Origin of the sequence: Nonomuraea sp. NPDC048881 (assembly GCF_040649795.1) — a bacterium.
Taxonomy (GTDB): domain Bacteria; phylum Actinomycetota; class Actinomycetes; order Streptosporangiales; family Streptosporangiaceae; genus Nonomuraea.
Window position 1 is genome coordinate 181152 of the sequence record NZ_JBEZGC010000004.1, and the last position, 19451, is coordinate 200602.

At 72.9% G+C, this 19451-nt stretch carries 19 protein-coding genes; 12 read left to right on the top strand and 7 right to left on the bottom strand.

Annotation, left to right across the window (positions count from 1 at the left end; genetic code table 11):
- Positions 1–38: 38 nt before the first annotated feature.
- The 3 genes from AB0C33_RS15905 to AB0C33_RS15915 all read left to right on the top strand — a co-directional run bounded on the left by AB0C33_RS15905 (position 39) and on the right by AB0C33_RS15915 (position 2809).
- Positions 39–407 (top strand): hypothetical protein, encoded by a 369-nt coding sequence (locus AB0C33_RS15905; RefSeq protein WP_352351928.1) that lies wholly within the window; start codon positions 39–41, stop codon positions 405–407.
- 115 nt (positions 408–522) lie between these two features.
- Positions 523–1986 carry a DUF2079 domain-containing protein gene (locus AB0C33_RS15910; protein WP_358287956.1) on the top strand — a complete coding sequence of 488 codons (1464 nt, stop codon included), beginning with the start codon at positions 523–525 and terminating at the stop codon, positions 1984–1986.
- Positions 1987–2017: 31 nt separating this feature from the next.
- A complete protein-coding gene (locus tag AB0C33_RS15915; RefSeq protein WP_358287959.1) occupies positions 2018–2809 on the top strand; it encodes an NAD(P)-dependent oxidoreductase in 792 nt (263 codons plus the stop codon).
- On the opposite strand, the gene AB0C33_RS15920 is transcribed toward AB0C33_RS15915, so the two are convergent.
- On the bottom strand, positions 2806–3888 hold the full coding sequence (locus tag AB0C33_RS15920; protein WP_358287962.1) for a glycosyltransferase: 1083 nt from the start codon (positions 3886–3888) through the stop codon (positions 2806–2808). The genes AB0C33_RS15915 and AB0C33_RS15920 overlap by 4 nt on opposite strands.
- Before the next feature lie 38 nt (positions 3889–3926).
- Between AB0C33_RS15920 and AB0C33_RS15925 the strand changes: the two genes are divergently transcribed.
- From AB0C33_RS15925 to AB0C33_RS15935, 3 genes are read left to right on the top strand one after another with little or no spacing between them, the layout of a single operon-like run.
- Positions 3927–4745 carry a PIG-L family deacetylase gene (locus tag AB0C33_RS15925; RefSeq protein WP_357998908.1) on the top strand — a complete coding sequence of 273 codons (819 nt, stop codon included), beginning with the start codon at positions 3927–3929 and terminating at the stop codon, positions 4743–4745.
- Positions 4746–4794: 49 nt separating this feature from the next.
- Positions 4795–5853, top strand: coding sequence for a lysylphosphatidylglycerol synthase transmembrane domain-containing protein (locus AB0C33_RS15930; RefSeq protein ID WP_358287965.1), 1059 nt, complete (start codon positions 4795–4797; stop codon positions 5851–5853).
- Positions 5854–5904: 51 nt separating this feature from the next.
- Complete coding sequence (locus AB0C33_RS15935; RefSeq protein WP_358287968.1) at positions 5905–9321, top strand: BTAD domain-containing putative transcriptional regulator; 3417 nt, start codon at positions 5905–5907, stop codon at positions 9319–9321.
- On the opposite strand, the gene AB0C33_RS15940 is transcribed toward AB0C33_RS15935, so the two are convergent.
- Positions 9290–9805 (bottom strand): hypothetical protein, encoded by a 516-nt coding sequence (locus AB0C33_RS15940; protein WP_358287971.1) that lies wholly within the window; start codon positions 9803–9805, stop codon positions 9290–9292. The two genes, AB0C33_RS15935 and AB0C33_RS15940, sit on opposite strands and share 32 nt — an antisense overlap.
- A 155-nt stretch (positions 9806–9960) precedes the next feature.
- Between AB0C33_RS15940 and AB0C33_RS15945 the strand changes: the two genes are divergently transcribed.
- Positions 9961–10482 carry a VTT domain-containing protein gene (locus AB0C33_RS15945; protein ID WP_358287974.1) on the top strand — a complete coding sequence of 174 codons (522 nt, stop codon included), beginning with the start codon at positions 9961–9963 and terminating at the stop codon, positions 10480–10482.
- Here the strand turns inward: AB0C33_RS15945 and AB0C33_RS15950 are convergent.
- Complete coding sequence (locus AB0C33_RS15950) at positions 10479–10670, bottom strand: DUF1508 domain-containing protein (RefSeq protein WP_358287976.1); 192 nt, start codon at positions 10668–10670, stop codon at positions 10479–10481. The genes AB0C33_RS15945 and AB0C33_RS15950 overlap by 4 nt on opposite strands.
- A 111-nt stretch (positions 10671–10781) precedes the next feature.
- Here AB0C33_RS15950 and AB0C33_RS15955 point away from each other — a divergent pair, with 111 nt between their 5' ends.
- Positions 10782–11627: a serine hydrolase gene (locus AB0C33_RS15955; protein ID WP_358287978.1), complete on the top strand. Its 846-nt coding sequence runs from the start codon at positions 10782–10784 to the stop codon at positions 11625–11627.
- 57 nt (positions 11628–11684) lie between these two features.
- On the opposite strand, the gene AB0C33_RS15960 is transcribed toward AB0C33_RS15955, so the two are convergent.
- The gene (locus tag AB0C33_RS15960; protein ID WP_358287981.1) at positions 11685–12314 is read right to left on the bottom strand and encodes a hypothetical protein; all 630 of its coding nucleotides are present in this window, start codon (positions 12312–12314) and stop codon (positions 11685–11687) included.
- Positions 12315–12511: 197 nt separating this feature from the next.
- On the opposite strand from AB0C33_RS15960, the gene AB0C33_RS15965 reads away from it, so the two are divergent.
- Positions 12512–12805: a hypothetical protein gene (locus AB0C33_RS15965; RefSeq protein ID WP_358287984.1), complete on the top strand. Its 294-nt coding sequence runs from the start codon at positions 12512–12514 to the stop codon at positions 12803–12805.
- A 4-nt stretch (positions 12806–12809) separates the two neighbouring features.
- On the opposite strand, the gene AB0C33_RS15970 is transcribed toward AB0C33_RS15965, so the two are convergent.
- Genes AB0C33_RS15970 through AB0C33_RS15980 form a run of 3 tightly spaced genes read right to left on the bottom strand, consistent with a single transcriptional unit; the run spans position 12810 to position 14903 of the window.
- Positions 12810–13259 (bottom strand): group II truncated hemoglobin, encoded by a 450-nt coding sequence (locus AB0C33_RS15970; RefSeq protein WP_358287986.1) that lies wholly within the window; start codon positions 13257–13259, stop codon positions 12810–12812.
- A 59-nt stretch (positions 13260–13318) separates the two neighbouring features.
- Positions 13319–14137, bottom strand: a complete 819-nt coding sequence (locus AB0C33_RS15975; protein ID WP_358287988.1) for an RNA methyltransferase — start codon at positions 14135–14137, stop codon at positions 13319–13321.
- On the bottom strand, positions 14130–14903 hold the full coding sequence (locus AB0C33_RS15980) for a DUF4184 family protein (protein ID WP_358287991.1): 774 nt from the start codon (positions 14901–14903) through the stop codon (positions 14130–14132). The genes AB0C33_RS15975 and AB0C33_RS15980 overlap by 8 nt, the downstream gene beginning before the upstream one ends.
- A 141-nt stretch (positions 14904–15044) precedes the next feature.
- On the opposite strand from AB0C33_RS15980, the gene AB0C33_RS15985 reads away from it, so the two are divergent.
- The 3 genes from AB0C33_RS15985 to AB0C33_RS15995 all read left to right on the top strand — a co-directional run bounded on the left by AB0C33_RS15985 (position 15045) and on the right by AB0C33_RS15995 (position 19313).
- Complete coding sequence (locus AB0C33_RS15985) at positions 15045–15683, top strand: hypothetical protein (RefSeq protein WP_358287994.1); 639 nt, start codon at positions 15045–15047, stop codon at positions 15681–15683.
- A gap of 224 nt (positions 15684–15907) precedes the next feature.
- Entirely contained in the window at positions 15908–17590 is a 1683-nt protein-coding gene (locus tag AB0C33_RS15990) for a substrate-binding domain-containing protein (protein ID WP_358287997.1), read from the top strand.
- A 139-nt stretch (positions 17591–17729) separates the two neighbouring features.
- Positions 17730–19313, top strand: a complete 1584-nt coding sequence (locus tag AB0C33_RS15995; RefSeq protein ID WP_358288000.1) for a sigma-70 family RNA polymerase sigma factor — start codon at positions 17730–17732, stop codon at positions 19311–19313.
- Positions 19314–19451 lie beyond the last annotated feature (138 nt).

Consider the following 19451-nt stretch of genomic DNA (forward strand, 5'->3'; position numbering starts at 1 on the left):
GTCCTCCTCGTACGGAAAACCAACGAAGGGCACCAAAAATGACTCCCCCTCGCCGACTCGCCCTCGCAGTCGCGACGATCTCCCTTGCCGCTCTGTCCACCGCCTGCGGTGTCGGCCAGGCCGTTGACTGCAACACCGCCGTCAACGAGCTCTCGAAGATCACCACCGAGTGGAGCGGCGCCATCACGAAGAACGCCACGGACGCCGCGGCGGTCGGGGACGCCTCCAAGGCCGCCGCCGCCAAGACCAAGGAGCTCGCCGGCAAGTACGACGGCGACGTCGCGGCCGCCCTGAACGACTTCGCCGCCGGTTTCGAGAGCCTGCAGAGCGGCGACATCAGCAAGACGACCGAGTTCAGCGGCAAGATGAGCGGCTTCACCTCGAAGATCACCGCCGCCTGCTCCTGACCGGTCCGCGGTCGCCGCACCGCCTGCGGGGGGCAGGCCGGCGCGGTGACCGCCTCATCCGGTCCGCCGGTACGGGGTACGGACAGGACCGGATGATCCCCTTACGCTTGCTGCCGTGACCGACGAAACGGTGATCACACGGCCTCCGGCAGGCACCGCACTCCCCGCCAGAGTGCTCTTCCGCCACCGCGTGCGGGTCGGCGCGATCGCGCTGCTCGCCGCGGTGGCGTACGCCGTTCTCGGGCTGGTCAAGCTGGCCACCTTCCGGGCGACCACGTTCGACCTGGTGATCGTGGACCAGGCGGTGCGCAACTACGCCCGCTTCCGGCCGCCGTACGTGCCGGTGCTCGGCGTCTTCCACGAGCGCGGCACGGACTACCTCCAGCTCGCCGACCACTTCTCCCCGATCTACGCGCTGCTCGCGCCCTTCTACTGGGTGCACGACGGGCCCGAGACGCTCATCGTGGCCCAGGCGCTGCTGTTCGCCGGGGCGATCCCGTTCCTGTGGCTGTTCACCCGCCGCGTGCTGGGCGCCGGGCCCGCCTACCTGGTCGCCGTGGCGTACGCGCTGTCGTGGCCGATCGCCCAGGCCGTCGCCTTCGACGCGCACGAGGTGATGTTCGTCCCGCTGCTCACCGCGATCATGATCGAGCGCTACCACGCCGGACGCGTGCTGCCGGCGTTCCTGGCGATGCTCGGGCTCCTGCTCGTCAAGGAGGACATGGGACTCCTGGTGATCGGGGCGGGGCTGTACCTGTTCGTCGTCGGCGACCGCCTGCGCGGCCTCGTGTGCGCGCTGGTCGGCGCGGGGGCCGTCGTGCTCGTCCGGGGCCTGCTGATCACCTCGTTCGGCGGCGACAGCAAGGACTTCTGGGCCTACGGCCACCTCGGCCCCGACGCGCCCGCCGCGCTGCTGGCGATGCTGCGCGACCCGCTCGCCGCCCTGCTGCTGCCCTTCAGCGACGAGGCCAAGGTCGACACCCTGTTCCTGCTGGCCTGGCCGACGTTGCTGCTCTGCCTGCTGTCGCCGCTGTCGCTGGCGGCGCTGCCGCACGTGCTCGAACGCCTGCTGTCCGACCGTCCCCAGTGGTGGCAGGCCGACTTCCAGTACAGCGCGTTCACCGTGCTGATCCTGTTCTGCGCCGGCGTGGACGGCCTGGCCAGGCTGCTGCGCTGGACCGGTCGCGCCGACCGGCAGGGGCTCAAGCTGGCCTGGGCCGCCGCGGCCTGCGCCGTCGCCCTCACCCTGGTGCCCAGGTTCGCGCTCGACCAGCTCTACCATCCCGCCTTCTACAAGGAGGACAAGGCCGCCGCCGCGGCCGAGGCGGTGAGCAGGGTGCCCTCGGGGGTGACGGTCGAGGCGGTCAACTCCGTGGGCCCCGCGCTGTCCTCGCGCACCACCGTCCTGCTGTGGAGCGCGGCCCCGCGCGGCGCGCCGTGGATCGTGGCCGACACCGCCCGCTGGGAGTTCCCCTTCGGCTCCGCCGACGACCAGCGCAACCGGGTCGAGCAGCTCCAGACCGAGGGGTACACGAAGGTGTTCGAACGCGACGGGTACGTCGTGCTCCGGCGCAACTGACCGCATCGGCCCGATGCCGCACAATGTCGGCATGAAGATGATCGTGCTCACCGGCGCAGCCGGCATGGTGGGCGGTGCCGTACGCGAGCGGCTCCGCCGGTCCGCCACCAGGCTCGTCCTGGCCGACCGGGCGCCCATGGAGGCCGGGCCGGGCGAGGAGGCCGTCCGCACCGACCTGTCGGACCTGGCCGAGACCGTGGCGCTGGTCAAGGGCGCCGACGCGATCGTGCACCTGGCCGGGGTGCCGGACGAGGCCCCCCTGCCGGACCTGCTCGACGGCAACGTGCTGACCACCCACCGCGTGCTGGAGGCGGCCCGGCTGGCCGGCGTGCCGCGCGTGGTGCTGGCCAGTAGCAACCGCCTGACCGGCATGTACCCGGCCACCGCCACGATCTCCCCCGACCTGCCGCCGCGCCCCGACGGCCTGTACGGCGTCAGCAAGGCCGCCGTCGAGGCCCTCGGCCGCCTGTACGCCGACAAGTTCGGCCTCGAAGTGGTCTGCCTGCGTATCGGCAGCCTGGAGCCCGAGCCCCAGGACGTCCGCCACCTGGCGACCTGGCTGAGCCCGCGCGACTGCGCCGGGTTCGTGCACGCCGCCGTCACCACGCCCGGCCTGCGCTTCCTGGCCGCCTACGCCGTCTCGGCCAACACCCGCCGCTTCTGGCTGCTGTCCCCCGAGCTCGGCTACGAGCCCGAGGACGACGCCGAGTCGTACGCCTCCCGCGTCACCGGCACGCCGGCCGCCTTCTTCACCGACGACACCCCGCAGGGCGGCGACTTCGCCGCGCCGGAGTACACGCTGCGCAGGGGCGGCCTGGCCTAACGCGCGATCGCCTGCTCGTAGGCCCGGTCGAACCCCTCCAGCACCCCGGCCCACGAGCCCGCGACGGGCGGCGTCGAGCGGTTGTGCGCGGCGATCTCCCGGCGCAGCCCGGCGTCGGAGCACAGCCGCGCCACCGCCCCGGCCAGGTCGTCCAGGGTGCGGCCGAGCAGCCCCTCGGTGCCGTCCTTGACGAAGTCGGCGACGCCGCTCTGGGCCCTGGCCACCACCGGCACGCCGGCCGCCCGCGCCTCCAGCGCCGCGATGCCGAACGACTCCCTGGGCGCCGGGGCCACGAAGACGTCGGCCGACTCCAGCAGCTTGGCGATCTGCTCCCGCGAATAGCGGCCCGGCAGCGACACCCAGCCGGTCATGCCGTGCTCGGCCAGGAAACGTTCCATGCGGGCGCGCGCGGGGCCGTCGCCGACGATCGTGGCGCGCATCGGGATCGCGGCGGGCACCCGCGCCCGCGCGGCCCGCAGCAGCCTGAGCAGCCGTACGGGCTGCTTGCGCGGGGCCAGCCGGCCGACGGCCACCACGTGCACCTCCGCCCGCTCCGGCGGCACGCCGGGGGCGGGCGCCCAGCCCGACAGGTCGAGGCCGTTGGAGACCACCCGCACCGGCACGCCGGGCCCGGCCACCGCCCTGATGGGCGCCGCCGCCGCGGTGCTCACCGTGGTGGCCACCAGCCCCCAGCGCTGCCAGCCAAACGCCAGCCGCAGCAGCCGGTAGAGCCCCCGCGTGACCGGGTCCCACATGCTGTGCACGGTGACCACGCACGGCACCCCCGCCCGCCGCGCCGCCCGCACCCCCATCCAGGCGAACGGCGAGACCGCGCCGGTGTGCACGTGCACCACGTCGGGCCGGACGACGGAGACGCCCCGAGTGAGATGCCCCACTCCGAACGGATGCACCGGCAGGTCGAACGGCATCCTGGCGACGACCCTGCGCACCCCCGGCAGCGCCTCGCCCCTGGTCGCCGTGGCCACGACGACGTCGTGCCCGGCCTCGCGCTGCGCCCGCACCAGGTCGGCCACCTGGACCTCGATCCCCCCGAGTCGCGGCAGGTAACAGTCACTCACGTGAAAGATCCGCACCCCTCCCAGACTAATCTGGGCGTGTGCCTCCACGTACCGCGGTCTTCTTCCACGCCCATCCTGACGACGAGGCCCTGCTCACGGCGGGCACCATGGCGATGCTCGCGGCCGAGGGCCACCGCGTGGTGCTCGTGGTCGCGACCGCCGGCGAGCGCGGCCTGGCCGAGATCGGCCCCGGCGAGGAGCTGCGCGAGACCAGGCTCAAGGAGCTCTACGAGTCGGCCGCGCTGCTCGGCTGCGCCCGCGTCGAGTGCCTGGGCTACGGCGACTCCGGGCTCAGCCCCAAGGGCGGCGTCGCCGAGGAGCGGCCCGACAACGCCTTCATCGACGCCGACACCGAGGCGGCGGCCAGGGCCCTCGCGGCGATCCTGGAGGAGGAGAAGGCCGACCTGCTGTCGATCTACGACCCGGCCGGCGGCTACGGGCACCCCGACCACGTGCAGGTCCACCGGGTGGGCAAGCGGGCGGCGCAGATCGCGGGCACGGAGATCGTCCTGGAGGCGACGGTCAACCGCGACCCGCTGGTGCGGCTGCTGCGCATGGCGGGCCGGGTGTACAAGTTCCCGCCGGAGTTCGACGTGCGCACGTTCGAGAGCGCGTACTCGGCGAGCGACACGATCACCCACCGGGTCAACGTCCGCCGCTACGCCCGGCAGAAGCGCGCCTCGATGGCCGCGCACGCGTCCCAGGCCAGCGGCGGCGACAGCGACCGCACCCTCGCCGTCATGCTGAAGGTCCCCGGCCCGCTCTACCGCCTGGTCTTCGGCACCGAGTGGTTCGTACGCCGCGACCTGCCGCCCGGCACTCGTCTCACTCACCCTTTCGACCCATGGCCGAAGTAGCACCTGAGGGTGACGTGCCGGCTCCGGCGACCCGTCAGACTGGTGGGCGATGAAGAACAAGCCGCTCCAGATCGCCCTGTCCGTCCTGTCGCTCGGGCTGGCCGTGCTGCTCGTGGTCTACCTGCCGCAGATCGTGCACGCGCTCACCGGCAAGCCGGTCTCCTGGCGCGAGATCGGCGCGGTCTTCGGGGCGCTCAGCTTCGGCCAGATCGCCCTGATGACGGCCCTGTGGCTGCTGAGCCTGCTGGCGTACACGTTCGTGCTGACCAACTCGCTGCCGGGGCTGAACAACCTCCAGGGCCTGGCGCTCAACGCGGCGGGCAGCGCGGTCAGCAACCTGCTGCCGTTCGGCGGCGCGGTCGGGGTGGCGCTGTCGTTCGCCATGACCAGGGGCTGGGGCTTCGCCAACCGGCCCATCGTGGTGATGACGCTGGTCAGCGGCATCTGGAACACGTTGTTCAGGTTCATCCTGCCGGCCGTGGGCATCATCGCGCTGCTCATGGCGGGCGAGGTGCTCGATCCGGCGTTCGTCAGGGCGGGCTGGACGGGCGCGATCTCCATCCTGGTGCTCTGCCTGGTCGTGGCCGTCGCCCTCTACTGGGACCGCGCCGCCGTCGTGCTCGGCCGGGCGCTCGACGGGCTCACCCGGCTGCTGCGCCTGAAGGTGCACGCCTCCGAGGCCTTCCACCGGCTGCGCGCCGACACCACGGAGGTCGTCCGCACACGCGCGCTCGGCCTGTCGCTCGGCATGGTGTTCTTCCTGGGCTTCCAGTGGGCGATCATGGCGGCCTGCATGACGGCCACCGGCGCCTGGCCGGGTCTGGCCCAGTCGATCGCGGTCTTCGCGCTGTCCCGGGTGCTCACCAGCGCCGTGATCACGCCCAGCGGGGCCGGGATCATGGAGAGCGGGGTCGCCGCGATGCTGATCACCTTCGGCGTGCCGGGCACTCCGGCCGTCGCGACAGCACTACTTTTCGGCTTCTGGACTTACACTATCGAGATCCCGTTCGGCGGTCTCGCGCTCGGCGCGTGGGCGCTCCTGCGCAGGCGCAACGGCCGGAACGCCGCCGCGGAACCCCCGTCCGCGATCTCGAAGGCCCCGCAGTGACAATCCCAAAGCCATCAAAGACCTTGTGCGCCCTTCGGAAGCACGCATAGCGTGGCGGCTGACATGGTGGCGTTCCGGGTTCTGGGGCCAGTCGAGGCGTACGAACACGACGACGAACTCGACCTCGGCGGGTTGCGGCAGCGGGCCGTCCTCGCCCGACTTCTCGTGGCCAGAGGTCAGGTCGTGCCGGTTGACACGCTTCTTTACGACCTGTGGGACGACGACGCCGCCAAGGGCGCCCAGTCGGGCCTGCAGGTCTACATCTCCCGCCTGCGCAGGGTGCTCGAACCGGGCCGGCCGCGCGGCGGCCCCAACCGCCTGCTGGTGACCGTCGCCTCCGGCTACGCGCTGCGCGTGGCCGCCGAGCAGGTCGACGCGCTGCGCTTCGAGCAGCTGGTCAGGGCGGCGGGCGAGCACCTCGAAGAGGGCGACCCGCAGTCCGCCCGCGGCCGCCTGGAGAAGGCGCTCGGGCTTTGGCGCGGCACCCCCTACTCCGACTTCGCCGACCAGCCCTGGGCCGAGGCCGAGGTCAACCGGCTGGCCGAGCTGCGTCTGGTGGCCCGCGAGCGGCACGCCGACACCGGCCTGCGGCTGGCCCTGCACGCCGAGACCGTCCCCGACCTGGAGGCGCTGACCACCGAGCACCCGCTGCGCGAGGAGGGCTGGCGGCTGCTGGCGCTGGGCCTCTACCGCTGCGGCAGGCAGGGCGACGCGCTGGCCGCGCTGCGCAGGGCCAGGAACATGCTGGCCGACGAGCTGGGCATCGACCCCGGGCCCGCGCTGCGCAAGCTGGAGTCCGACATCCTGGCCCAGGCCCCCGAGCTGGAGCTGGCCGCGCCGCCGCGTCCCGCCCGGCCCGCCCCGGTCACCGACACCTGGCCGCCCCGCCCGGCCGCCGCGCACGTCGAGCCGCCGCCGCTGGAGCCCGAGCCGTTCGTCGGCCGCGACGCCGAGCTGGCCAGGCTGACCACGGCCGCCTCGCGCACCGGCCGCTTCCAGGTCGCGATCGTGACCGGCGTCGCGGGCGCGGGCAAGACCACGCTGCTGCGCCAGCTCGACGGCAGGCTCGGCGCCGACGGCTGGATCACCGCCTCCGGCGCCTGCCCCGACTCCAGCGCCACCCCGCCGGGCTGGGCCTGGGTCGAGATCCTGCGCTCGCTGATCGGCACGACCGGCGCCGGCGAGTACGCCCAGCTCCTGGCCCCCCTGCTCGACGACACCGCCCCCGACCCCGACGAGGACGAGGTCTCGGGCGGCTTCCGCCTGCACCGCGCGGTCGGCGGCTACCTCGCCGGCGTGGCCCGCCGGGCGCCGGTGCTGCTCACACTGGAGGACCTCCACTGGGCCGACGACCAGACGCTGGCCCTGCTGCGCGCGCTGCCGAGCCTGCTGGCCACCAGCCGCGTCCTGCTGGTCGTGACGTGCCGGGAGAGCGAGCTCGACGACCGCCAGTCCGACGTGCTGGCCGCGCTGGCCCGTCTTGAGCCGCTGCGCGTGGGCCTGTCCGGCCTCGACCCGAAGGCCGTGGCCGAGCTGGTCAAGGCCACCTGCGTCCGCGAGATCGACGAGGACGCGGTCGAGTCCATCGTCGAGCGCACCGGCGGCAACCCGTTCTTCGTGCGCGAGACCGTCCGGCTGCTCGACGCCGAGGGCGCGGCCGACCGGGCCAGCGCCACGCAGGTGCTCTCGCGCGTGCCCTCGGGCGTGCGCGACGTGCTGCGGCGGCGCATCTCGCGGCTGCCCGCCGGCGCCCAGCAGATCCTGCTCCAGGCCGCGGTGATCGGCCGCGACGTCGACCTCGACGTGCTGGTCACGGTCGCCGGCGACGAAGACGCGGTGATCGAGGCGGTCGAGGCCGCGCTGCTGGCCGGGCTGGTCACCGAGCCGGGTCCCGGGCTGCTGCGCTTCGACCACGACCTGGTGCGCGACACGATCTACTCCGACGCCTCCCGCCTGCGCCGCACCCGCCTCCACGCCGCGGTCGCCGCGGTGATCGAGCAGCGCACGTCCTCCGACGTGGCGGCGCTGGCCCACCACTACTTCCTGGCCGACGCGGCCGAGAAGGCCGTCCACTACGCGGGTCTGGCGGCCGAGCAGGCCGAGCGGCGCTTCGCCCACCGCGAGGCGGCCACCCTGTGGGAGCAGGCCATCGCGGCCTTCGACCGCGGCGGTCCGCGCAAGGACGACAAGGGCCGCGAGTCCGAGCCGCAGCGCGCCAAGGAGCGGCTGCGGCTGATGCTCCGGCAGATCAAGGCGCTGGCGTTGTGCGGCGACATGACGGCGGCCAGGCTGCTGCGCCGCCAGGCCATGGACGCCGCGCTGCCGCTCGGCGACCTGGAGATCACCGCGAAGGTGGCCGCGTCGCTGGCGGTGCCGCACAAGGGCATGGCGCGCGACTTCACCCGTACCGCGTGGGAGATCGTCGACGTCACCGAGAAGGCGCTCATGGAGCTGCCCGCGGGCGAGCAGCGCCTGCGGGCGAGCCTGCTCACCACGCTGGCGCTGGAGCTGGAGGGCTCCTCCGCGCCCGAGCGCGGGCGGCAGGCGTCGCTGGAGGCGCTGGAGCTGGCCAGGCAGAGCGGCGACCCGACGCTGATCGCGGCGGCGCTGAGCGGCCGGCTGCGCCAGTCCTACGACATCCCGGCCGTCGACACCCGCGAGGGCATCGGCAGGGAGCTGCTGGAGGTCGCCCAGCGCTCGGGCCAGATGGCCACGCAGGCCCTGGCCCACCTGGTGCTGCTGGAGTGCGCGGCGGCCAGGGGCGAGTTCGCCGTCGCCGACGAGCACGCCGCCGCCGCCGACCGCCTGGCCAAGCAGTACGACCTGTCCGCTCCCGCGGCCGTCGTCGTCTGGTACGCCGGTCAGCGCATGATGATCGCCGGCGACTACGCGGGCGCCGAACGCACCTACCGCGAGGCCGCCAGGATGACCGCGCGGGCCGGCATGCTCGAAGGCCGCCAGGACCTCCCGTTGATCACCGCGTTCTGCCTGCACCTGGTCGACGGCCGGGCGGCCGAGACCGTCGAGCTGCTGGCGCCGGCCCATCAGCGCGGCGCCAAGTGGACGCTCGACGCCTACGCCCTCGCCCTCGCCTCGGCCGGGCACCTCAACGACGCCAGGGCCGTGGCCGCCACCCGCCCGCCCGTCCGGCCCGACTTCCTCTACGAGCTGGTGATGACCTGGCGGGCGCTGGCGGGCATGCTGCTCGACGACCGCGAGCGCATGGTCGACTGCTACGACAAGCTCAAGCCGTTCGCCGACCGGGTGGCCGGCGCGGGCACGGGCGTCGTGGCGTTGTGGCCGGTGGCGCTGACCCTGGGCGACCTGGCCATCCGGCTGGGCCAGCCCGACGCGGCCCGCGAGCACTACGAGAAGGCTCTTGAGGTGGCCCAGCGGGTGGGCGTGCCGCGCTGGGTGGAGGCGGCGCGCCGGTCGGTCAGCAGCTCACCTGGAAACGCTCGCTCGTGACGGTCCCGCCGGGCCGGGCGATCAGCTCGACCCGGTACCACCCGGCGTTGCCGGAGATCTGCGGCTGCCACTCCACGCTCCGGCTGCCGCCGGCGAACCCGGAGTGGTCCGCCAGGTAGGTGCGCCACGTCCCGGTCGCCGGGCTCCAGCGCGACAACCGCCAGCGGTACAGGACCGTCGTGCCGGGCCGCGGGTTGACCAGCAGGCCGCGGGCCAGGAACGACTTGCCGCAGCCGGGGGCGCCGTCGGTCAGGGCGCTGAGGGCGATCTCGCCCGCGCGGGCTGGGGCGCTCTGCCGGGCCGGGGCGGTGATGGGCAGCTCGCGGGCCGAGAGGGTGACGGTCCGCACCGGCTCGGCGGCCGATCCGGCGCTGCTGTAGGCGGAGAAGCCGACGTAGGCGCTGGTGAAGGCGAGCGCGGCCACGAAGAGCTTGACCGCGTTGGCGGTACCGCCGGCCAGGACCACCGCACTTCTCGACGACATGATCAACACCCCTTTTGCTCAGTTCAGGTATAGGGCGGGATGGTTGAGGGGTGGTTGTCGGCTACTTGCAGCCGGCGACCCGGCCTTGCAAGCTGATGTGGCGGAACGCCTCTTCCTTGACTAAGGTAAGGCTGACCTAAGGCGTTGGAGTGGGGGTGAGCGGGCTCATGTGGCATGCGGCTGCCGCCCTCCCCGATCCCGGCCGGCCGTTCTGGTTCGGGCTGCCGTACTGGCTGGTGGGGGCCGTTCTCATCCTCGCGCTGTTCGGCGCGTTCCAGGTCTACTACTGGGTCGGCCGCAAGCTCGGCGAGAAGCTCTACGAGTCCAGGGTCGGCGTGCGGCTCGGCCGCGAGCGCATCGCGCGGATCGAGGGCGTCGTCGAGAAGTGGGGCGCGCTGGCCGTCTACGGCTGCTTCTGGGTGCCCATGCTGCGGCACACGCTGCCGTGGGTGGCGGGCGCGCTGCGGGTGTCCTATCCCTGGTACGTGGTGGCGAGCGCGCTCGGCTGCCTGACCTGGGCGCCCATCTGGTGGTTCGGGCTCACGGCGCTGGTGTGGGGCTGGCTGCAACTGGCCGCCCGCTCGCCCGTCAGCGCGCTGGTCCTGCTGCTCGCGGTCGCGGCGGGCGTGGCCTGGTTCTTCGTCCGCCGCCGGCGCAAGGCCCTGGCCTCGTCCTAGATCGTGGCCGGAGTCTGGTCGTCGATGGCGGCCTCGGGAGCGTTCCTGCGCACGGTCTCGATGCCGTTGACGCAGGCGGCCTTGCTCGGATAGCCCTCGCCCACGGCCAGCGTCTGCCCGTTGTTCGCGACGAGCGCGAAACGGAACGCGCCCCGCTCGTCCTGACTGATGATGAACCTGCCTGCCACGGCCTCGTCTCCCCGCAGATGTCGGATCTATCAAGCATTTACCCCCAACTGAGGACCACTTACGGCCGAGTTTCGCAAACCAACCCTTGATCTCCTGCGAACATGTCTGGCATGCGTATTGGGGGTTTCATCGGCTCTGCCGTACTCGCGTTGGTTGTGGGGATCTCTTACCCGGCGTCCGCCGCACGGGCCGCCGACGTCCCGACCGTGAAGGCGGAGGCGGCATATGTAGTGGACTCGGACGGAACGATCCACTTCGCGAAGCGGGAGACCCGGCGGGTGCCGGTGGCCAGCCTGGTCAAGGTGATGACGGCCTACGTCGTCCTGCGCGAGGGACGCCTGAACGAGCCGATCACCGTCACCGCCGCCGACGTGAAGCACGCGACCAGCAACGGCGCGACCACGGCCGGCCTGCGGAAGGGCGAGCGCCTCACGGCCAGGGACCTGCTGTACGGCCTCATGCTCCCCTCGGGCGCCGACGCCGCCAACGCCCTGGCCAGGAAGTACGGGCCGGGCAAGACCGCGTTCGTGGCCAAGATGAACCGGGCCGCGCGCTCGCTCGGCCTCGGCGACACCCGCTACACCAACCCCGACGGACTGCCCACGCCGGCCAACGGCGGTTACTCGACCGCCGTGGACCAGGTCACGCTGGCGCAGCGGGCGATGGCCGACCCGGTCTTCCGCACGGTGGTGGGCAGCAAGGTGTACAAGGTCGCCAAGTCGGCCCTGCACGGGGCGCACACCTGGCGCAACTCCAACAAGCTGCTCGGCCGATCCGCGGACGTCGTGGGCGTGAAAACCGGATACACGAACGCGGCGCGGTACTGCCTGCTGTTCGCGGGCGACCGCGGTGGCAGGCGGGTGTTCGGCGTTCTGCTCCACGACGGGGACGAGCGCCGCTTCAGCACCGCCGAGCAACTGCTGGACTTCGCGGGCGAGCAGATCGCCGGCGGCTGACCGCCCGAAGCCGGCCGGACGTGAGCCGGCGACTGACCCGCGGGAGCCGGCCGGAGATCAGCCGAAGGTGAGCCGGCCCGCCGCGGACAGCGTGCCCAGGCCGCCGGTCGCGCAGGCCAGGAGGCCCATGGCGGGCGTGATCGTGCCGCGGACGCGCTCGCGGTCCAGCGGCCCCGACACGACCGTGCCGGTCAGGAAGCTGTCGGCCGGGCTCTGGGTGGCCAGCCGGTCGGCCCGCGTACGCACCTCCGAGGTGCCGACCGGCCGCCCGTCGAGGCCGAACCAGGTGATGCGGGCGGTGCCGTGGACCTGCCGGGCGCTCGCGCACGACGCCCGGCCGACGCTCTTCAGGGTGACCCAGCCCGAGCGCAGGTAGGGGGCCGAGCCGTCGGCCGACAGGCAGCCAGTGAGCTGGAGGTTGCCGCGGGCCGACACCGGCTTCGCGGTCAGGCCGATGCGCGGGCTGAAGGTCAGCGGCCGACCAGCCGGGGAGCTGACGGCACAGCTCAGAGCGCTGCGATCGGCGGAGGCGGCCCGCGGATGCGTGGCCGCCTCCGGGCGCACGGCCGCTCCCGCACGGGTGACGCGCAGAGTCGTGAACGCGGGCGAGCTCGTGAACGCGGACGGGGCCATGAACGCGGGCGGGGTGGCCGCGACCGCGGCCGCGATGATCCAGGTCGGCTTCACGGGACCTCCGTCGGTCGCTCTCGGTGATCGGCGGATCACATCTTGCCGCATCCCGTCGTGGTTGAGGCCGCCGATCTCGGGTACCGGCTCGTCGCAACCGACGCCACCCAGGCCGACTTCGGCCGCCCGAAGCCGACCCCACGGTCGATTCGCGCAGATTAGGGTGGTGAATGTACCCCTCCGCAATAAGGAAGATCATGGCGGAATTCATCGAAGTCCGCACGACGATCGAAGGCCATGAGCAGGCCGCCGCGCTCGCGCACACGATCCTGCTCGCGGGGCTGGCCACCTCGATCGACATCGCGGAAGTCCCGGCCGCGGAGGCCGGGCTCTCCTGGCAGCTCACCCTCATCACACCACGCGAACAGGCCGCCGAACTGGCGGCGCACATCGGCGCGAACGGCGGTGCCGGCACCGTCGAGGCCCAGCCGGTGCTGCACGACATCGACGCCTACCCCGACTGGCTCATCGAGGACACCGACCGCCCCTGACCGGCTACTCCGGCGGCCGCTCCCAGTCCCAGCGCGGCACCTCGCGCAGCGGGTGGAGCTGGTCGTCGGTCTCGGCGTGGGAGTTCTGCAACGCCACCTGCGTGCCGAACTCCACGTGCGAGCGGAGCGAGGCCCGGAACGGCTCGTCATCGGGCAGCCCGGCCGCGTCGGCGGCCTCCATGTACAGCTCGACGAACCGCCGCCGCTGGGCCTCCTCGATGCCCAGCCCGCGGTGCGCCTCGATGAGCAGCGGGAAGCCGCCCATCTCCGCCGAGAACGTGTCAGGGCCGCCGAACGTCTCGACGGTGAAGGCGGTCAGGTTGTCCACGTGGCTCGCCTTTCCCTCGCCGAAGAGCGGCTGGAGCAGCGGGTCGGCCAGCAGGCTGCGATAGAAGATCTCGATGAAGCGGCGTAAGCCTTCTTCGCCGCCGGCGTGCTCGAACAGGGTCTGCATGATTACAGGGTTACACGCCTGGTCGAAGCGCCACCAGACCCATTCGCACGCCCGGACGGTCAGCGCGCGGCGGCCGAGCGCATCAGCCCGTGGCAGGCGATCGCCGCCGCGGCCACCACGTTGAGCGAGTCGACGCCCGCGTCCATCGCGGCCGGGCTCATGGGGATGCACACCGCGTGGTCGGCCTCGTGCAGCCAGTGGGAGGACAGGCCGTCGCCCTCGGCGCCGAGCAGCAGCGCCACCCGGTCGCCCATCGGGACCCGGTCGAGGGGGACCGCGCTCTGGTCGGGGGTCAGCGCCAGGGTCTGGAACCCGGCCGCCCGCAGCTCGCCGAGGCCGGTGTACCAGTCGTCGAGCCGCGCGTACGGGATCGAGAAGACCGCGCCCATGGAGACCTTCACCGCCCGGCGGTAGAGCGGGTCTGCGCAGCGCGGCGAGAGCAGGACGCCGTCCACGCCGAGCGCGGCCGCGCAGCGGAAGATCGCGCCGACGTTGGAGTGGTCGACCAGGTCCTCCAGGACCAGCAGCCGGCGGGCGCCGCCCTTGATCAGGGTCTCGGCCGTGGGCAGCGGCAGGCGTCGCATGGAGGCCAGCGCGCCGCGGTGGATCTGGAAGCCCGCGATGCCGGCCATCAGCTCGTCGCTCACCTCGTAGACGGTGGCGTCGCCGATGACGTCGGACAGCGACTCGTACCAGCGCCGGGTGGTCAGGACCGAGCGGATGGGGTAGCCGGCGGCGATGGCCCGCCTGATCACCTTCTCCCCCTCGGCGAGGAACAGGCCGCGCTCCGCCTCCAGGCTCTTGCGCAGCTCGACGTCCCGCAGCCGGGTGTAGTCGGCGATTCGGGGGTCGTCGGCGTCGAACACGTAGTCAGGCACCTTCCGATACTGCCATGCGCCGCCTGACCTGCCAGACGATCGCGTAGCAGGCCAGGACGGCCGACAGCCCGATCACGGTGCCCGCGCCCGTCTTGGTGAGCACGCTCCGGAAGCCGAAGGCGGGGTTGGGCTCGTCCACCAGCGGCCACACGAGAGCGCCGGCGACCGTGCCGAGCGCGCAGGCGGCCAGCACGGCCCACCGCACGGCGGGCGCGAGCCGCAGACGGCCCGGCACGCCGGCCGCCTCGGTGCGGGACAACGCGCGCCAGGCCCACCACACGACCACGGCCAGCCCGACGGCCGACGAGGTGTACTGCAGCACGCTGAAGAGCCTGGTCGTGCCGAAGACAGGGGTGTCCGGCCAGGCGCCCCAGCGGGCGGAGGCGTAGGAGTGCGTGAAGGAGTCCCAGAACAGGTGGGTGGCCGAGCCGATCACGCTGCCGGCCACCACCGGCAGGATCCTGAGCCGGCCCGGCCGCAGGAGCGCCGCGGCCGGGCCGGCCAGGGACGGCGGCAGCAGCGAGACCAGCGGATCGCGCAGCACGAGGTGGAACAGCGGCAGGAGCAGCAGCACCGCGGCCAGGTCGAGGGTGAGCACGCCCTGCCAGGAGTGCCAGTCGCCGTAGACCGGCAGGAACGGCAGGAAGATCGGCAGGTCGGGGACCATCGCCCCGAGCGCGAGCGCCCACGGATCGGCGAACCGCCGCGCCCGTCCGGAGGCCACCAGAGGCAGCACGGCGGCGATGTGACTGGGCGTGAACGGCACGATCCCTCCCCCGGACGCGATCACCGCCATTATCCGGTGAATCTTGAACATCCTTTGCCGCACAGGCCTTAAAGTCACTCCAGGTCATGGGTACGTTACGTAACGCTGTCGACGGCCGGATAGCCGGGAGTTCGGGGGTTCATGGTGTCTGACCAGCGGATTCATGAGCATCCGGCCGCGACGGCCGACTGGCTGCGGGCCGCCCGCGCCGCGCGTGCGCTGTCGGTGGCCACGCTCGCCTGGCTGGCCGTGGAGAGCACGCTGGGCCTGGCCGCCGGGCTGTCGGCGCATTCCGTCGCGCTGATCGGGTGGGGGCTGTCGGCCTTCGCCGAGGCGGGGGCGAGCCTGATCGTGGTGTGGCGCTTCACCGGCGCCCGCACGCTGTCGCCGCACGCCGAGACGACCGCCAGGCGGGCGGTGGCGGTGAGCTTCTGGCTGCTCGCGCCCTACCTCGTCGGGCACGTCGCGCACGACCTCGACGCCGGCCACCGGGCCACGCCGACCGTGCTCGGCATCGTGGTCACGACGGTCAGCCTGGTCAGCATGCCCGCGCTGGGGCTGGTCAAGCGGCGGCTGGGGGCCCGGCTGGCGTCGGCGGCGACGTCCGGCGAGGGCACCCAGAACCTGATCTGCGCCGCCATGGCGGCCGGCGTGCTGGCCGGTCTGTGGCTGAACACGCTGGGCTGGTGGTGGGTGGATCCGGCCATGGCGGTGGCCCTCGCGGCGGTCGCGGTGCGTGAGGGAGCGCGCGCCTGGCGCGGTCACGCCTGCTGCCATTGACCGCCACTCTCCGTAATAGGCGCACCAAAAGAGCGGTTTTGCCACACAGAGCCCACCGAGTAGTGTTCCCGGAGTATTGCGGAGCAACTCCCGCTAGGGTCTCCGGAAGGTCTCAACACACCTAAGAGGACATCGTGGGGCGACACCGGACAGACGAGCTCGATGGCGGCTACCGAGCCCAGGAACCACCCTCCCGCAGACGGTCGGTCAGCGGGCGTGGCAGGGTGCTCGTACCGCTGGCCGGGGCCGTCGCGCTGGCCGTGCTCCTCGGTGTCGCGGCGTTCGTGATCTTCAATCGGGAGCACGACTGCTCGGCCGGCAAGCTGCCGCTGCGCGTCGTGGCCACCCCCGACATCCACCCCGCGCTCAACAAGATCGCCGCCAACTACACCAAGGCCCTGCACTCGATCGACAGCAAGTGCGTCGAGGTCACCGTGACCAGGGAGGCGGCGGCCAAGACCGCGAACGGGCTGGCCGCCGGCAAGTCCGGCGCGGACGTGTGGGTGGCCGACTCCAGCCTGCTGGTGGGCAACCTCCGCAACTCCCCCGCGGGCTCGGCGCTGCCGGAGCCGGCCGGCTCGGTCGCCCTGTCGCCCGTCGTGCTGGCCGCGGCCAAGTCCGCCGCGGCGAAGCTGTCCGGCAGCCTGACGCCGAGCTGGGCGGGCATGATCGCGGCGGCCAACGTGGCCAACCCCGACGGCCCCGGCAGGAAGGTCCGGGTGCTGGCGCTCGACCCGCAGAAGAACTCCGCCGGGCTGGCCGCGCTGCTGGCCGCCGCCACCTCGGCCAAGGAGGCCGGGCAGAACAAGGCGCTGGTCGGCGCGCTCAAGGAGATCTCCGGCCAACTCGCCTCCGACCCGGCGGCGCTGCTGGCCAGCCTGACGGTGAAGTCGGGCAGCAAGGTGCCGGTCGGCGTCGCCTCCGAGCAGGCCGTCTACGCCCACAACGCCAAGAAGCCCGAGGCCCCGGTGGTCGCCCTCTATCCCAAGGAGGGCACGCTCAGCCTCGACTACCCGATCACGATCGTCACCAAGGACCCGGCGACCCAGAAGGCGGCCGCGGACTTCAGGCAGGACCTCGGCACGGACGCGGCCAAGAAGATCCTGCGCGACGCGGGCTTCCGCAGCCCCGACGGCAAGGCCGGCGAGACGCTGACGAAGGAGAAGGGGTTCGTCCCCGACAAGCCGGAGGCGCTGCCGCGGCCCGACGCCAAGAGCGTGGCCTCGATGGTGCAGACCTGGTCGCGGCTGAACCTCGGCACCCGGCTGCTCACCCTGCTCGACGTCTCCGGCACGATGGCGCTGCCCGTCCCCGGCACGAACATGACCCGCATGCAGGCCATCAACAAGATCGCCATGGAGGGCCTGGGGCTGTTCCCGGCCGACTCCGAGCTGGGCCTGTGGACGTTCTCCACCCACATGGACGGACAGGGCAAGGACTGGCAGGAACTCGTCTCCGTCGGCCCGCTCGCCGAGTCCACCAACGGCGTGCTCCGCAAGCAGGCGCTGGTCCGCCAGTTCGGGCAGATCCAGGCCAAGGCCACCGGCGACACCGGCCTGAACGACACCATCAAGGCCGCCTACGGCGAGCTGACGAAGACGTACCAGGAAGACAAGATCAACACCCTGCTGATCCTGACGGACGGCGCGGGCAACGACGATCCCGACGGCGGCGTCTCGAACGCCCAGATCCTGCAGTACCTCAAGAAGACCTACAACCCGAAGCGGCCGATCAGCATCCTGCTCATCGCCTTCGGGCCGGAGGCCGAGGCGGGCAGGAAGCAGATGGACACGCTGGCCAAGACGACCGGCGGCGAGGCCTACATCGCCAAGGACGTGCTCCAGGTCCGCGACTTCTTCCTCCAGGGCATGGAACGCCGTCTCTGCGCCCCCGACTGCGACGGCTGAGCCACTCCCGTCACACGGATCACGACGTCATGCCGGTTGGGCATGACGGCTGCCGCGCCGGTCAACCTGGCCGATCGAGGCGGCGTCCTCTCCCGCGTGGGGGCTTGAGCGCCCGTTCCACCCGCGGGGAGGGGAATCCGTGCCTGGATGGCCGACGGTCGGCCGCGCCGACGATCAGGAACTGGTCGCCGCTCTGCGGCGGGCCGACACCGACGCTCCCGCCGCCCTGTACGACTCCTACGGCGAACGGCTCTACGACTACGCCCTCTCGCTGATCGGCGACCGGGACTCGGCCGCCGACGCCGTGCACGACGCCCTGGTGACCGCGCAGGGCTGCGTGGACCGGCTGAAGGAGGCCGGCCGCCTGCGCGCCTGGGTGTACGCGCTGACCAGGTTCCAGGTCCGGGCCAGGATGGCCCACCGCGGCACGCCCGCCGGGGGCCTGCCGCAGGCGCATCCGTCCGGGCCGCCGTCCGGGCCGCCGTCCGGGGAGCCCGACTCCGAGCTGGCCGGGCTGGTCCGCGAGACGCTGGGCGAGCTGAGCGGGAACGAGCGCGAGATCGTCCTGCTGTCGCTGCGGCACGGCCTGACGCCGGTCGAGGTCGCCTCGGTGCTGGGGCTGACCTCCCGTCAGGCCGCCACCCGGCTGGGCCGGGCCCGCGACCAGCTGGAGAACGCGGCCGCGGCGGTCGTCCTGGCCAAGACGGGCCGGGCGCACTGCCCGGACCTGTCGGCGATGGTGGACTCCTGGGAGGGGCCGCTCACGCCGTTGCTGCGGCGGCGGCTGTCGGGACACATCGCCGGGTGCGAGGTGTGCACCGAGGGCAAGCACCGGCAGGTTGCGGCCTCGCGCCTGCTCGACCTGGTGCCGCTCGAGTTCCCGCCGCTCTCGCTGCGCCGCCGGGTGGTGGACACCTGCGTCGATCCCGGGCGCGACCAGACCAGGACGCTGATCACCGACCGCGGCGACAACTTCGACCGCACCGGCTTCCCGGTGGCCGCCGAACGGCGCTCGCGCCGCCGCCGTCCGCGCCGACTCGGGCCGGTGGTGCTGGCCGGGGTGTGCGTGCTGGCCGCGACCGGGGCGGTGGTCGTGCTGAACGGCGGCGACGCCGCGCAGACCGCGCTCACCCTGACGCCCACGCCCACGCTCGCCCCCTCCTCCGAGCGCACGCCGGAGCCGGCGCCGGAGGAGGAGGAGGAGGAGGAGGAGGACGTGACGCCCGAGCCCACGCCGAGCGCCGACGCGCCGGAGGCGTCCCCGTCCGCCACGCCGACGGTCCGGCGGCCCGCCCGGCGGCCCGGCGGCGGGCCGGTCGCGCCCACGGTGAGCCGCCGCAGGCCCGCGCCGGTCGCCCGGCTCGGCACGACGTGCCCCGCCTCGATCGCGGGCGCCGCCAAGATCGGGCTGCGCGCCCGCAACGCCGCGGTCTCCTGGGTGGCGACCGCGTCACAGGGCCTCGACGTCTTCCCCGCCAGCGGTTCGGTCAAGGCGGGCGGCTCGGTGTCGATCTGGGTGACCGTCGTGGACCCGAGCGCCGGCGGCCGCGGCCGCGTCTCGTTCACCTCGAACGGCGGCGCCGCCAGCTGCTCGCTGGCCTGGAACGCCGACCGCGCCCCGGAGTCCGATCCCCCCTCCGACCCGCCCACGCCCACCGCCGAGCCGTCCGAGGCGCCGAGCGAGGGACAGACCTCGAATGTGGACGCCGCGCCACAAGGGTGACGAACAGCCCCCCTGGAAGAGCGGACATAACGGGATAAACAGGACCCTGGCTCGAACATCATAGGCCACATAGGGCATTCTGGTTAGCTTGGGGAACACGCCCGGAAACCCGGAGTCACCACGTCCTGTGGCGGAAGT